Source organism: Hymenobacter mellowenesis, assembly GCF_030581005.1.
Lineage (GTDB): Bacteria > Bacteroidota > Bacteroidia > Cytophagales > Hymenobacteraceae > Hymenobacter > Hymenobacter mellowenesis.
Genome location: NZ_JAUQSX010000007.1, coordinates 196,823 through 209,828 on the forward strand (window position 1 = coordinate 196,823; position 13,006 = coordinate 209,828).

Below are 13,006 nucleotides of genomic sequence, written 5' to 3' on the forward strand. Positions count from 1 at the left end.
CCCTATTCCCTGTGTCCAATAAGTGCCCCAACTATTCCCTTCCCATCTTCCAAACCCTGAAGTCCACCTACGGGGAAGGTGGTGCCAACCTAGCCGCCAACCTCTTTGATTCCCCCGAATTCCAGCAGTGGAAAGGGGATGGGGAATTACCCCGTTTGGAAGGGTCCACCGTGTTCAACAACCAAGGGGAAGGGTTTGACCTATCTCCCCTCTTCCAGTCCCGCCTGACCCACCTGGAGCAGGAATGGGAGGTGTCTGGTCAGGTGTTCTCCCCTGCCCGGGCCCAGGCGATGGTGGAAGCCTTTAACCAGAGTCGCAGTGGGAAGAACTTTGTTGCCCATGAAGAAGGTGGGAAGGTCAATGTGAACTATTCCCCTACTCCTAACTCCCTTCCTGCCTTCTCAGCCCTTCCCAGTGAGGAGGAACCTACCTCTATTCTCGAGGATGTAAACCAGTCTCTTTCCCCCAGTGGACTAGGGTTCTTTGACCAGATGGACAGGCTCCGGGTACTGAACCAGGAGAGGATTGACCGGGCCCGTAAACTTCCCGGGAATGCCGAGAAGGTGGCCCAGTTGGAGAAGGTCCAGGCCATCCTCAACCCAGCCATTGAGGAGAGTAAGGTGGCCTCTGCCTTCATTGATTCCCACTACCAGGACCTGTTTGGCGGGGAAGGGAAGAAGGGCTACCTGGACTCCCTTTCCAAACGGGTAACCAAGGTGTTGGAGGAGTTGGGAAAACCCGAGGGTGACCGTAACCGGGACTACCTGATGGAATCCTTCCAAGCCATCCAGGCCTTCCGTCAAATGGCCAGTAACTTGGACGAGCTGGTATCCCTTCAACACCTGGCCTGGCCTTCCTTTAACCCGAACCAGTTGGTGGAGGAAATGTCCCCCCTGGACAAACTGGGGAAGATTCAGCAAGGCAGGAACACCATTGACCACCTGATTGGGAAGATTGATAGGGAACTACTCTCCTCGGTGTTGGGTGGGTACCTGTCCAAGTCAGCCCAAAAGGAAGCCACCAAATACCTGGACCAGGAAGCTACCTACCTGTTGAGGGCCGGGGAACAGGAAGTGAAGGGTAACCTCAAGGGAGCCCAGAAGAACCGGGAACTGGCCAAAGGAGCCCGGGAAAAGTATGAGGCCACTTACTGGGATGCCGGGAAGTTGAAGGAAGAGATGGGCCTCATTACCCGGGATATTTCCTTGGTGGGCAAGCTCTTGGAAGCCGGGGTAAGCTCCCAGAATGCCATCCTCTCCACCTTTTCCCTCTACCTCAAACAGGTCAAGGACCGGGCCCAGGCCAGTATCCGTCCCCTCCAAAGTAGGGGGTACCAGGAACTCCAGGACTTCCTCAAATCCACGGGAAGGAGTAAGGGGGACATGGAGAAGTTGTTTGAGGGGTTGTATGAGGAGGTCTGGACCTATGACCCTTCCCAGGGAAAGATGGTAAGTACCCTGCAATTTGTCCAACCCCTGGACTACTCTTCCTACAACCAGGAAAAGGCCCAGGCCATGGAGAAGGCACAGGAAATCAGTGATGACCCCACCAACCCCCAACGTAGGGCGGTAATGGCCAACTTCTATGCCTACAACACCGAGCCCCTGTCCACTCAGGAAAGGGAAGCCCTGGTGAAGGAGAAGAACCGGTTGGTGGACGAGGGAGAATGGACCGAGGAAGACTTCCAGGAGTGGCAGGCCCGCAATACCCGGGTCAACCCCAACACCGGGGAAGTCCAGTACATCGGGGAATTCACCAAACCCCGGGCTTCCCTCTACCTGAACACCAAGTACCAAGCCCTCCAGGCTGACCCCGCCCAGAAGAAGTTGTATGACTTCCTGCTCGAGACCCACAAGCAGTCCCAGACCAAGTACCCTTCCCACCTGCGGAATACCTACCTGCTTCCCTCGGTAAAGAGGCATGATGCCGTGGGACTGGTGAAGGGACTACTGGACAAACCCGGGGAATGGAAGGATGCCCTTCAGACTGCCTTTGGACTGGACCAGGCGGAGGATGAACTCCGGTATGGTAGTATGGACCAGGGTATTCCTGTACTCTACACCCAACCCATGGAAGCCTCCCAGGTAAGCCGGGACCTGTTGACCAGTGTCCTGTTGGAAGCCCAGGCAGCCGCTACCTACCAGGCTAGGCAGGAAGCCCTTCCCCTGGCCCAGACCTTACAGGACACCCTCCGGGAAGCCCAGGTGGTAAGAGAGGACAGTAAAGGGAAGGCCATCCTCAACAAGGCTGCACAGAAGGTGGGGGTTTCCCAGGCCCTGACCGACCAGGGGGAAGATGCTGGGGGAAACCTGGCCCAGGCCGTGGCCAATGCCATTGACACCCACCTGTTGGGTAAGACCAAGGTTCGGCAACAGATTGGGAAGGTGAAGGTGGACAAGGTCCTCGACGGGGCCTTGGGACTGGCGGCTAAGGTGGGGGTCTCGGGCCCCTGGAACATCTTCAAGCATGTGGCCAACTACCTCAATGCCCAGGTCAGTGTGGGCCTGGAAGCCTGGGGGGGTAAGAACATTCCCGGGGGTGTCAAGGCCTGGGCTACCGGGGGTAACTGGATAGCGGCCAACTTCCTGGGGAATGGGGATGCCATCCGGGACCTGAATGCGGGCACTCCCGTCTCAACCTTTGGGAAGTGGATGAACAGGCTGGATGTGATTCCCGGGAAAGAGGAAGAGGAGTTTGGACATCACCTGACCCAGAGCACGGGAAGCAAGGGATGGGATGCCCTCTGGGGTGGAGGTCTGAAGGCCGGGGAATTGGCAGCCCAGGGTCAGATGTTTGCCGCCATAGCCTCGGGTATTCTCCTCACCGGGAAGGAGGGAGAGGTTAGCAACCTGCTGAAGGAGTTGAGCCAGGACAGTGAAGGTAACCCTGTTATCACCCCTACCTTTGCCCAATCCTTTGGTGAGTCCGAAGAACAGGCCCTCAGGTCCAAGCTACGGGCCCTTTCCCTGTCCCTGCACGGTAACTACAATTCCATGGACAAGCCGGAACTCTCCCGGTATGCGGCAGGAAGGGTGGTGCTCATGTACAAGAAGTACCTGGAACCCGCCATCCAACGCCGGTTTGGGCAGACCAAGGTTAACCAACAGTTGGGGGACATCACCGAGGGCCATTATCGGACCTTCATTGCCACCATCTGGAAGGACTGGAAATCCCTCTCCTTCCTCTTAGAGAAAGAGGGGTCAGCCCTTCTTCCCGAGGAACAGATGAGGGTGAGGTATGCCATCAAGGAATTGGGGGTATTAGCCCTGCTCTCGATGGTGGCCATGGGCCTGAAGGGATTGGGGGAGGACGACGAGGACCTGAAGAAGTCCTATGCCTTCAATGCCCTCCGCTACCAGGTCCTGAAGATGGAAAGTGAACTCTCCTTCTTTGTCCCGGTGGTAGGGTTTGATGACCAGTTGAGGATATTCTCCTCCCCCACGGCCCTCACCAACCCGGTCCAGAAGGCCTACGCCCTGACCCACCAACTCCTCCCGTGGAACCTGCTGGACACCTACCAAAAAGGGTCCCGGTTCCACCAAAAGGGGGATTCCAAGACCCTGGCAGCCTTCCAGTCTTTGTTGGGCTTCAACGGCCTAGACATGGAGCGGGCCCTGACCCAGTTTGAACGCACCTTCTAACCTTCCCCGGTAGTGTACTGGGGACTTCCCCATGCCCTACTCCACCGTTACCCCGGCCCCCCTGTCCGTCAACGAAGGGGAAGCCGGTCCCGGCACCCTGACCTTCCAGGCCACCACCAACCCGCCCCGTCCGGGGTCCAGTGCCCTGGTGGTCTTCCCCTTTGTGCTCTCTTCCTCGAACACCCTCACCCCTTTGCCGGTGGTGGGAACCGGGGGCCTGAACCTGGATTACACCATTCCCCAGGACGGGGTGTTGGTCTTCCGTGCCGTACAAGTGGCCGCCGAGGAAGGGGTGGCCGGGGAGTTCGGGGACCTGGGGGAAATCCGCTGGGACCTGGACAACGGGATGTTCTACCAGGTCACCGAGGCGGACAACGGCCAGGGGTCCTCGACCTGGGTCTCCACGGACCTGGACTATTCCACCCTGCTGCCCCAGGCCGGGTCCAAGGCCTACGCCCTCTCCACGGACACCCTGACCAGTATTTACCACCGGTTGCTGCTGCTCACCCTGCAAAAGGAGTTGGGCCCGCTGCCCGCCAACAACCAACCCAAGGTGGACCAGCTCACCGAATCCCTGGGGAAGCTGGACCGGGGCCTGCAAGGAGCCACCTACCTCTTCCAGGACACCAACTACACCGAGTGTGCCCGGACCCTGGAGCTGTTGTCCCTGACCCGTTACCTGCCCTAATCCATGGCCCTGAACCCCATCATTCCCCAGCTCCGCACCTGGGCCGGGAAGCAGGACAGAAGGTCCCACGAACCCGAGGGGCCGGAGGTGGATACGGCCCGGGTAACCCAGCTCATCCGGGTCCTGCGGGCCTTGGAAGACCCCCGGTTGGCCTGGACATTGGACGAAGAAACCGAGGTGTTGGACTACCTGGCCCGGGTGACCTACCGGAGTGAGCGGGTGGAAGGGCCCTACATGGGAGCAGGGAACACCCCCGTCCTACCTGCGGGCCTGGACCTGTCCCAATACGTGCGGTTTGTCAACAACATTGCCCCCGACCCCCTCACCGGGAACGTGACCCTCAACCTGGCTCCGTCTTCCTTCACGGTGGAGGGGATTACCGAGTTCCGGGACCGCTTCCCCGCCTCCAAGACCGGGACCTCGGAAGAGTTCTGGGAAACCCTGCTGGTCAAGGAACTCTTCCCGGCCTACACCTCCCCCACCGCCTCCCTGGCCAGTTCCACCACCGGCCTGGTCAAGCGGGGAACCCTGCTCTCCCTGCTGTTGACCCCCGGGTTCAGCCAAGGGGATGCCGGGGGGCTCACGGCCTATTCCCTCACCCGGACCCTGCCCAGTTCCAACCTGCTCACCCAGGACACCACGCCCCCCATCAGCTTCCCGCCCTACACCGACCCCTACACCTTCGGGGAAGGTCCGGTGAGTTATACGGCCCTCTTTTCCTATTCCCAGGGACCCGAAAAGCAGACCTCCCAGGGCAACCCCGCCCCCGGACAGATTCCGGCCGGAAGTGTCCAGGCCCAAGTCCAACTCCAGGGCATTCACCCCTGGTACTACGGGGCTTCCCCCACCGACACCACCCCCACCATCTACCAGGGAACCGAGGTGATTGGCCTTTCCAATGGGTCCCTCACCGTCCCTTCCTTCGGGAATGGCAGCCAGTACCTGTGGTTTGCCGTGCCCCGGACCAGCGGGAATACGTCCCAGAAGGCCTTCACCACCTGGTTCCGAAGTGTGCTGGACACCGGGGCCATCGGGGGCAGCTCCAACCTCTTCCGGAGTCCGGTCACCGTGTCCGTCACCTCCACAGGCCTGGCCCAAAACTGGACCCGGAACTACGACCTCTACTTCACCAACTACCCCACCGTGGCCTCTACCGCCACCACCCTGTCCTAATGGCCATCCCCCAATCCGATTCCACCCGGACCAACGCCCCCAAGCCCACGGACGACAAGTACGGGCCCTACCCCAGTCTGGCCGCTGCCAAGGCCGGGGTGTCCCTGACTTCCCGTTACGACGGGTGTACGGTCAAGGTGGTGGGGGACGGGGAATACTGGTGGTTGGCCGGAAATCTGTCGGACTCGGGCTTGTTGGCCAAGGGCATTGGGTTGACCACGGACCAACGCAACGGTATTCAGAACGCCTCTACCCTTTCCGGTACCAATCCGGTGGCCACCCGGGAGGACCTGGTGTGGCACTACCTGGGGGACCCGTTGGATGGGAATGTTTCCCGAGACTTGCCGGATATAAGCAACGTGTACGGCAGTGGCCACATAAACAACACCTACGGTTCGGGGGTGAACACCAACGTGTATGGAAATGGTCACAGTTATAACATCTACGCGGACCTTTTCTACAACAACCAGTACGGGAACAACCATAGCACCAACATATACGGGAGTCGCCACCAGAATAATCAGTACGGCGACAATCACAGTTATAACACTTATGGAAGGAATCACGACGGCAACCTTTACGGGAATGACCTCACCCGTCTGTACGTGGGGGACAATTGCCAATATTTGGAGGTAGGCGACGGGTGTGAACGGTTGGAGATTTACAACTGTCAGGGGGACTCTGGTGCTCGTTTCGTGATTCCGTCCGGCACCACAGACGCCGTGTACCGCAACAACCAACTGGTAATCCCGGGTACGGGAGGAAGTGGGCTCACGGTCCAGTGGCAGTCCGGGGTTCCCCTAGCCAAGGATGTACTCACCTACAACAGCACCGGGGACCTGTTCCGGGTCCTGCAAGCCATTACCAACCCCCAAGTAGAGCCTACCTACCCGGTTTCCAGTGGCTTGGTGCCTTATTACAAGTACGTGGGCCCGGCCCTAACTGCTGACCAGAAAGCTGCCCTGGATGCCTCTTCTACCCCACTTACCGCCGCCAACCCCGTGGTATCGGTGGCCGACCTTCCCCCATCTGTAGCGGATGTACTGGAGCAGGGCTACAGTTTGGTCCGATTGGGACAGGAGGTGGCAGACCCGCCGCAAACCTTTGGCCCAACCGGTAACAAAGGCTGGCAACCCACCAACAACGGGGCCTACTTCTTCAGTGCAGGTTTTACGGGTCCGGCCCGTCTCTTCCAGCCCGACCCTGGCGCGTACGGCACCTTCGTCACCCTTCGCCGGGGCACGGATGCTTCCAGTCCACAACTGGTGTACCTGGACACGGGTATTGCCAGCAGTGTTTCGGTGGAGGTGGGGGAGACCGTGGTCCTCCAATTGGTTTCCCCCACCGCTGCCACAACAGCCCCGGGCTCGACACCTGGTTGGCAGGTACACACCCGTAGTTTTTCCCCTGCCAGCTCAGGAAGCGGGGGAGGCCCCATTGACTACACCACCCCGGTTACCCACCCCGGCAACACCACCCTGACCAGTGCCGACTTTGGGAAGCACCACCTTTTCACCGGCACGGGTTCTCCCCTGTGGACGGTGGCCCTGCCTTCCCCCACCGGGAATAGCGGGAAAGTCATCGGCTTTGGGATTGGGGCCGGGGCCTCGGGGATGTGGGCCTTCCAAGCCGGGAACATCGACGGGAAGGCCGAACGCCGGTTGTGGGCCAAGGAAACCCTGCTCTTGCTCTGCACGGGCACGGGCTACACCAAACTCCAATGGTCCCCCGTCCCCTTGTCCATGACCCTGGCCACCTCGGGAGAACAGGCCCTCAACGGGTTGGGTACGGTCCTGTTCAACACCAAGATTAGTTCCACGGCCCCGGACGAGATGCAGTACGGGGCCCAGTACGCTCTTCGGGCCCTGCGGGGGGGTATCTACCTGCCCAGCCTGCTCGGGTACTGCGCGGGGGGCACCGTGTTCCGGCCCATTGAGGTGTTTGCCGCCAAAAACGGGGACATCAGCGATGTAGGCACCACCAACCGTCCCACCCCCGTGGTGGCCGGGGCCAGTGGCTCGGGGCTGGCCTACGCCTCCCTGGAACTGGCAGCCAACCCTGTGATGCTGGAAACCGGGGACTTCCTCAACGTGAAGTACTACGCCGATGCCTCCATCACCCTCCAAAACTCCGGGGTCATCGTCCCCAAGTACTCCCTATTAGAAGTCCCCACCTGGACCTAACCCATGCCCCAATTCCCTTACACCCCCGAACGCATAGAGGTGGACATTTCCGACAAGCCCTTCAACGGGGGGTTTCTCAAACGGAAGGCCGTGTTCACCCGCCTCTTACACGCCCAGGACCCTCACACAGCAGGGGCCCTGCTCTCCATTGACGTGTTGGTGTGTACCTACTCCCGTAACCCGGACGGTACCCCGGGGGATTCCCTCCACGAGCAGGGTTTCCCGGACGTGTTCCGACCCTTCACCGCCGACAACCGAACCGTGGTCAACCTGCAAGGGGACACCTTGGCCGTGTTGGAGTCCGAGCAGGCCGCTGCTGCCTCCCTGGCCGACTACCAGGAACCGGTGATGTTGCAGTTGGACTTCTTCCAGTTGGTCCGGGACACCCAACCCCTGGGCATCAAGGCCCTGATTGTGGCCCACATCCAGGCCGCCGATGCCCTGGGCAGGTTCTCCTGATGAAAACCTTCCTGGCCTTCCTACGGGCCTGGTGGTGGTTCCCCTTCCTCGGGGGACTGCTCTTCCTGCTCTTTGGTCCTTACTGTTTCTTCCTCTAACCCCTTGTCTACCCCTTGGGAATGCTGCTCTCCACCTTCCTCTTCCTGCCCTTTCTTCCCCAGTGGGCCCAAATAGCCCTTTCCATCTTTACCGGCCTGGGGGGAATGGGTAGTGTGTTGGCCCTGGTAAAAGTCCGGAGGGAAAAACAGGACTTCCTCATTGCCCAGGCCACCCAAAAGGCCAAGGAGGAGAAAGACCTGGAAGCCCGGCTGAAGGACTACAAGGAATTCAAGGAGAAGTATGCCCTGGACCTGAAGCACACCGAAGACCGGATGACCGGCTTTAACGTGGCCATGGAGAAGGTGGCCGACAAGGCGGGGGAAGATTGCAAGGCCCTCGAAACCAAGATTGGGAACCTGCAAGGGCTTTCCAACGAGGTCACCAAGCTCCAGACCACCACAGACGGGACCAATTCCCGGGTGGAGAAGCTGGAAGGCAGCCTGGAAAAGTTGGAAAACCGGCTCAACACCCGGCTGGACAACCTGGAAAAGAAAACGGATGACAATGCCCGGTGGCAGAACTCGGTCCTGAATGAAATCCTCCTCCACCTCAACGGGGGCGGAAAACGGTTCCCCGCCCCCCAGTCCTAGCCCATGCCCACCGCCGACAACCTCCATTCCCATACCCCGGGCAAGTCCATTGAGAAGGACTCCGAGGTGGTGAATTACCAACAGCTCCTACGGCTAACCCACCCCTATCCCTCCAAGGTAGTGGCCGTGACCAGTGGCCCCCAGGCCGGGAACTACATCTTCCACGGCCCCACCAAGACCTGGTTACCCCTAGGTACACCCACCCTCTCCGCTTCCCTTGGAGAAATTGGGCAACTGGCCACCAACCCCTTGGTCTACCAGTTCTGGCAATCCCCCAACGGAAGCCTGTGGGTGGTCACCATGGACGATGACGGGGCCCTGAACACCGAACCCTACACCTCCTAATCCATTCCCATGGGAAAGAAGAAACTGGCCTTTGTGGAACAGATTGAGGAGGCCCAACAGGAGGCCGTGGAAATCATTGCCCAAACAGCCCCCATCACCACCAACATCCAACCCATGCTGGTGGCCCAGACCGTGAGTCCCGGTTTCCCGGTGGCCATGACCTCCCAAGGCATTGTCCCTTACCTGACTTCTCATATGGACCACAGGGGTCAACTCTGTGGTATGGCCCTGGAGAGTGGGAACCCCGGGGACACTGTCCGGGTGAAGACGGTAGGAAGGGTGTACCTACCCGAGTGGGGTCTGACCCAGGGAATCCAGTACTGGGCCTCTCCCTTGGGAAGCATTCAGCCCTGGCCCATGGACGGGGGCACTTTCACCCAAATCCTGGGAATAGCCCTCTCTCCCAACGAATTCCTGCTGGAGCCCAAAGCCCCCATCAAACTAGCTTCCTAACCCCCATTACCATACCCTTCCTTTCTGCATGGCCAAGTACATCCAAAACAACTCCGGGGAACTGGAGGAAGTGATTCCCACCGTTACATCTTCCGGGGCTCCCTCGGCCAACACCATTGTCCAGTTGGACGGGAGTGGGAAGCTGGACCTTTCCCTCTTCCCTTCTTCTCTAGCCCCCGACCAGCTCTCCCTTCCCTGTTCGGAAGCCATTACAGCCGGGGACCAGGTGAATGTCTACAATGTGAGCGGTACGGGTACCGTGAGAAAGGCCATTGCCACTTCCCTGGCCACCAAAGCCCACGGGTATGCCCTGACCACTGCCTCCAGTGGGGCCAATGTTCAGGTTTCCTTTGATGACCTCAACAACCTGGGTACCGCCCTTACCCCCGGGGAACAGTTCCTGAGTGCCACCACAGCCGGGAAAACCACTACCACGGCCCCCTCCACCAGTGGGCAGGTGGTCCAGAAGGTGGGGATTGCCTCCTCGGCCACCACCCTGCACCAGTCCTACGGCCCTGCCATCAAACTAGCCTAAGGTATGGCTTCCCGTATTCCCCTCTGTGTGATAACAGGGGAAGAACAGGAGATTCCTGTGGGGGACATCATCCCCCTCAACTACCTCAACATCAAGACAGCCCGGGTAAGTACGGGGAGTATACTGACCACGGTCATAGCCCCCATCACCGTCACTTGGCCTACCCCCTTCCTGGACACCAATTACACGGTCAGTGCTACCTGCCTGGCCTCCGGAATCAACCTGTTGGAAGTTCAATCCATGACTTCCCTTACTCCTTCCTCGGTGACCTTCTCCGTGAAGAACCTCTCCCTTTCCACTGTCAGTGGTAGCCTCCATGTGGTGGCTGTACATGACTAACACCCTTCCCTATGGCTGCCCTCGACACCACCTCCTGTTTATGGTATTACGGAGACCCCAACTCCAAGGAATTCCAGGCCAAACACATGGTCCTGTATGTATTCCCGGACTGGGTGGCCAAGATATTCCCTCCTTACCAACACCAAGCGGTGAGAAAGCAGTGGGTAAATAAGGACCTGATTACACCCCTGGAAGCAGTCTTCAAGGAATTACTGGAGACAGGTCTGTGGAAGGAACTCAAGACCTTTGATGGCCTGTGGAATATTAGGAATAAGAGGGGGCTTAATGAACTCTCCATTCATTCATGGGCCATTGCCCTGGACCTGAATGCCCTTACCAATCCTTTGGGTGGTAAAGTGACCTTCTCTCAAGCCTTCCTCAATGTATGGAGGAAACATGGGTTTGTGTGTGGAGCTGACTTTGGGGCTGGAAGGTCTGATGGAATGCACTACCAGTTTGATAAGGTGGCCAAGACTGCCTATGCTAAACACCTAGCTTCCCAAGTGGTGTCCCAAACTCCTCCCAAACCGGTGGCCAAAGTAGTACCCAAGAAGGTGGAAATGAAGGTACCCGCCCCTACTTCCCTTCCTAAAACCCTTCCCACTAAGTAATGGCCTGGTTTCCAAGAGTAGGGGAATTCTTTGAGGCCCCCAATGGCCGGTTCGACCTCAAGCAGGTAGCTGGTTACCAGTCCATCTGTGTCCTGTGCTATGTGGCCGTGATGGGAATTCCTGCCTCAGCTCCCCTGGTATGGTCCCTTTCCCTGTTTGGGCTCCTGTGGACGGTGTCTGACATCCAACAGGCCATCAATGTCATCAAAGCGGCTGCCGGGGGTTTCAGGGTCCCCGACACCACCACTCAGGTTCAAGGGGATATGGTAGCTCCGGTGACGGGAGATAACCCGGTGGTAGTGCAAAACCCCAGCCCAGAAACCCCTACCCAAACTTCTACCACTAGTCAGGATTAACCCATGAACCGTACCCTATTTGAATTTCTGGGGGTTATTGCCCTCATCATCGTTTCCTGCTTCCTGTTCAAGGGGTGTGGGAAGACAGAGGAAGGTGGTAAGACTACCGTGGAGCACACCACGGATACTGTCTACCTGCCTTCCAAGGTGGTGTACCAGACCAAGTTTGTCCCCAAGATGGTCAAGGTCCCCGGGAAGTTAGATACCGTGTACCTGACCTACATCCATTCCCTTCCCAAAGACTCTCTAGTGGTCCACCTTGCCCAGCGGGAATACCAGGACAGTGTAACCCTCGGGGAGGGGTTGAGAGTAGGTTACAAGGCCAATACCCGTGGGTTTCTTGATTCCCTGTCCTTTGGCCTTACCGACACCCGACCCATTACCCTCATCAAAGACAGTGTCACTATTACCAAGACCCTTCCACCCAAGTCCCACTCACTGGGAATAGGAGCTGTGGTCAGTGGACTGGGAATAGCTCCAGGTCTACAGTACACCTCAGGGAAGTCAACATTGGGAATCTACTATAACCTTCCCACCCAACCGGGAATCCAAGGAGTGAGCCTCTCATACCACTATTCCCTGGGAAGCTGGTAAACAGGCCGATGAAGAAATAAGCCCCAGCACCTTCCCTTATGGGTTGGCCTGGGGCTCTTGGTTTTTGGTGGACAGTGGGTTAGCCCACCTGTGGGAATAGGCATAAGGGTACTTCCCATTCACTACTTTCCTCAGGTTGGACATGATATTTTGAAGGGGCTGAGGTTTGGCCTTTCCTTGGTCTACCAACCATTGAGCTGCTTCAATAACAGCCGGGAAGATTTGGAGGGAATTACCCTCAAGGTCCAACATGCTGATGGGCTTGGAAGATTGACTGTCTCTTCCAAACTTCCCAAGGTTGACGGAATATTGATTCCCCTCATCCCAAGCCTTTTGGGCACGTTCCTTCTGGGTACCATAATAGAGATTAGTCTTCCTATTGTCCAAGGTGTTCTGGTTACGGTGTAGAACAGAATGGGCGTGGGTTTCCTCCAAGAAGGCTGTAGCTACCAACCTATGAACTTCCTGGACTTTACTCACTCCATCTACCGAAAGGTTAACAAGGAAGTATTGGGACAACTTCTTGGAAGTAGTTAGTCCAGCCTTGAGAATACGGGGAATAACCAACCGTTCACCACCGCCTCCTGTTCTAACCAACCGTGAGCAGGACTTCACCCTTCCGAGGTTGGAAACTTCATAGTACCCATCAAACCCCACAACACTGGTCCACTCCTCTCCTTCCAAATCCTCCAAATCCCACCACTTATAGGCATGGTCCCAACCCACTTGGGATAAAAACCACTGAGGAATTCTGGACCGTTCCTTGGGCGTCAAGTTCATGGTGTAAAGGTACAAATAGTGGTAAAGAAAGTAGCCCCTACCTCCAATTAAGGAAGCAGGGGCTTTTTCGTGGGTAATAGGGAAGTTTACCTGATTTTGGTGGAGTTAATCCATCTCTGGGAAACTCCTTTCCAAGATTCCGGGAAGTATTTACGGGAAG

The 13,006-nt window shown here is 57.9% G+C and carries 13 protein-coding genes; 12 read left to right on the top strand and 1 reads right to left on the bottom strand.

The annotated features are described in order from the left end of the window. Positions 1-11: 11 nt before the first annotated feature. The 12 genes from Q5H92_RS14805 to Q5H92_RS14860 all read left to right on the top strand — a co-directional run bounded on the left by Q5H92_RS14805 (position 12) and on the right by Q5H92_RS14860 (position 12,066). A complete protein-coding gene (locus tag Q5H92_RS14805; RefSeq protein WP_305012316.1) occupies positions 12-3,641 on the top strand; it encodes a hypothetical protein in 3,630 nt (1,209 codons plus the stop codon). Positions 3,642-3,672: 31 nt separating this feature from the next. Beyond that, positions 3,673-4,329 (top strand): hypothetical protein, encoded by a 657-nt coding sequence (locus Q5H92_RS14810; RefSeq protein WP_305012317.1) that lies wholly within the window; start codon positions 3,673-3,675, stop codon positions 4,327-4,329. Between the two features lie 3 nt (positions 4,330-4,332). Further along, on the top strand, positions 4,333-5,502 hold the full coding sequence (locus tag Q5H92_RS14815) for a hypothetical protein (protein WP_305012318.1): 1,170 nt from the start codon (positions 4,333-4,335) through the stop codon (positions 5,500-5,502). Continuing rightward, positions 5,502-7,685, top strand: coding sequence for a hypothetical protein (locus tag Q5H92_RS14820; protein ID WP_305012319.1), 2,184 nt, complete (start codon positions 5,502-5,504; stop codon positions 7,683-7,685). Before Q5H92_RS14815 ends, Q5H92_RS14820 begins: the two co-directional genes overlap by 1 nt. A gap of 3 nt (positions 7,686-7,688) precedes the next feature. Further along, complete coding sequence (locus Q5H92_RS14825; RefSeq protein WP_305012320.1) at positions 7,689-8,144, top strand: hypothetical protein; 456 nt, start codon at positions 7,689-7,691, stop codon at positions 8,142-8,144. 119 nt (positions 8,145-8,263) lie between these two features. After that, complete coding sequence (locus tag Q5H92_RS14830) at positions 8,264-8,833, top strand: coiled-coil domain-containing protein (protein ID WP_305012321.1); 570 nt, start codon at positions 8,264-8,266, stop codon at positions 8,831-8,833. 3 nt (positions 8,834-8,836) lie between these two features. Then, positions 8,837-9,178 (top strand): hypothetical protein, encoded by a 342-nt coding sequence (locus Q5H92_RS14835; protein ID WP_305012322.1) that lies wholly within the window; start codon positions 8,837-8,839, stop codon positions 9,176-9,178. 9 nt (positions 9,179-9,187) lie between these two features. Beyond that, the gene (locus Q5H92_RS14840; protein WP_305012323.1) at positions 9,188-9,631 is read left to right on the top strand and encodes a hypothetical protein; all 444 of its coding nucleotides are present in this window, start codon (positions 9,188-9,190) and stop codon (positions 9,629-9,631) included. Positions 9,632-9,659: 28 nt separating this feature from the next. After that, positions 9,660-10,166 carry a hypothetical protein gene (locus Q5H92_RS14845; protein WP_305012324.1) on the top strand — a complete coding sequence of 169 codons (507 nt, stop codon included), beginning with the start codon at positions 9,660-9,662 and terminating at the stop codon, positions 10,164-10,166. Positions 10,167-10,169: 3 nt separating this feature from the next. Then, positions 10,170-10,505, top strand: coding sequence for a hypothetical protein (locus Q5H92_RS14850; protein WP_305012325.1), 336 nt, complete (start codon positions 10,170-10,172; stop codon positions 10,503-10,505). An 11-nt stretch (positions 10,506-10,516) separates the two neighbouring features. Further along, entirely contained in the window at positions 10,517-11,116 is a 600-nt protein-coding gene (locus Q5H92_RS14855) for a M15 family metallopeptidase (RefSeq protein WP_305012326.1), read from the top strand. A gap of 359 nt (positions 11,117-11,475) precedes the next feature. Beyond that, positions 11,476-12,066 carry a hypothetical protein gene (locus Q5H92_RS14860; RefSeq protein WP_305012327.1) on the top strand — a complete coding sequence of 197 codons (591 nt, stop codon included), beginning with the start codon at positions 11,476-11,478 and terminating at the stop codon, positions 12,064-12,066. 36 nt (positions 12,067-12,102) lie between these two features. On the opposite strand, the gene Q5H92_RS14865 is transcribed toward Q5H92_RS14860, so the two are convergent. Next, a complete protein-coding gene (locus tag Q5H92_RS14865; RefSeq protein ID WP_305012328.1) occupies positions 12,103-12,861 on the bottom strand; it encodes an NUMOD4 domain-containing protein in 759 nt (252 codons plus the stop codon). Positions 12,862-13,006: the final 145 nt, after the last annotated feature.

Coding starts and splice junctions, on each gene's coding strand:
- Q5H92_RS14810 (WP_305012317.1), top strand. CDS start 3,673: ATGCCCTACTCCACCGTTACCCCGGCCCCCCTGTCCGTCAACGAAGGG.
- Q5H92_RS14815 (WP_305012318.1), top strand. CDS start 4,333: ATGGCCCTGAACCCCATCATTCCCCAGCTCCGCACCTGGGCCGGGAAG.
- Q5H92_RS14820 (WP_305012319.1), top strand. CDS start 5,502: ATGGCCATCCCCCAATCCGATTCCACCCGGACCAACGCCCCCAAGCCC.
- Q5H92_RS14825 (WP_305012320.1), top strand. CDS start 7,689: ATGCCCCAATTCCCTTACACCCCCGAACGCATAGAGGTGGACATTTCC.
- Q5H92_RS14830 (WP_305012321.1), top strand. CDS start 8,264: ATGCTGCTCTCCACCTTCCTCTTCCTGCCCTTTCTTCCCCAGTGGGCC.
- Q5H92_RS14835 (WP_305012322.1), top strand. CDS start 8,837: ATGCCCACCGCCGACAACCTCCATTCCCATACCCCGGGCAAGTCCATT.
- Q5H92_RS14840 (WP_305012323.1), top strand. CDS start 9,188: ATGGGAAAGAAGAAACTGGCCTTTGTGGAACAGATTGAGGAGGCCCAA.
- Q5H92_RS14845 (WP_305012324.1), top strand. CDS start 9,660: ATGGCCAAGTACATCCAAAACAACTCCGGGGAACTGGAGGAAGTGATT.
- Q5H92_RS14850 (WP_305012325.1), top strand. CDS start 10,170: ATGGCTTCCCGTATTCCCCTCTGTGTGATAACAGGGGAAGAACAGGAG.
- Q5H92_RS14855 (WP_305012326.1), top strand. CDS start 10,517: ATGGCTGCCCTCGACACCACCTCCTGTTTATGGTATTACGGAGACCCC.
- Q5H92_RS14860 (WP_305012327.1), top strand. CDS start 11,476: ATGAACCGTACCCTATTTGAATTTCTGGGGGTTATTGCCCTCATCATC.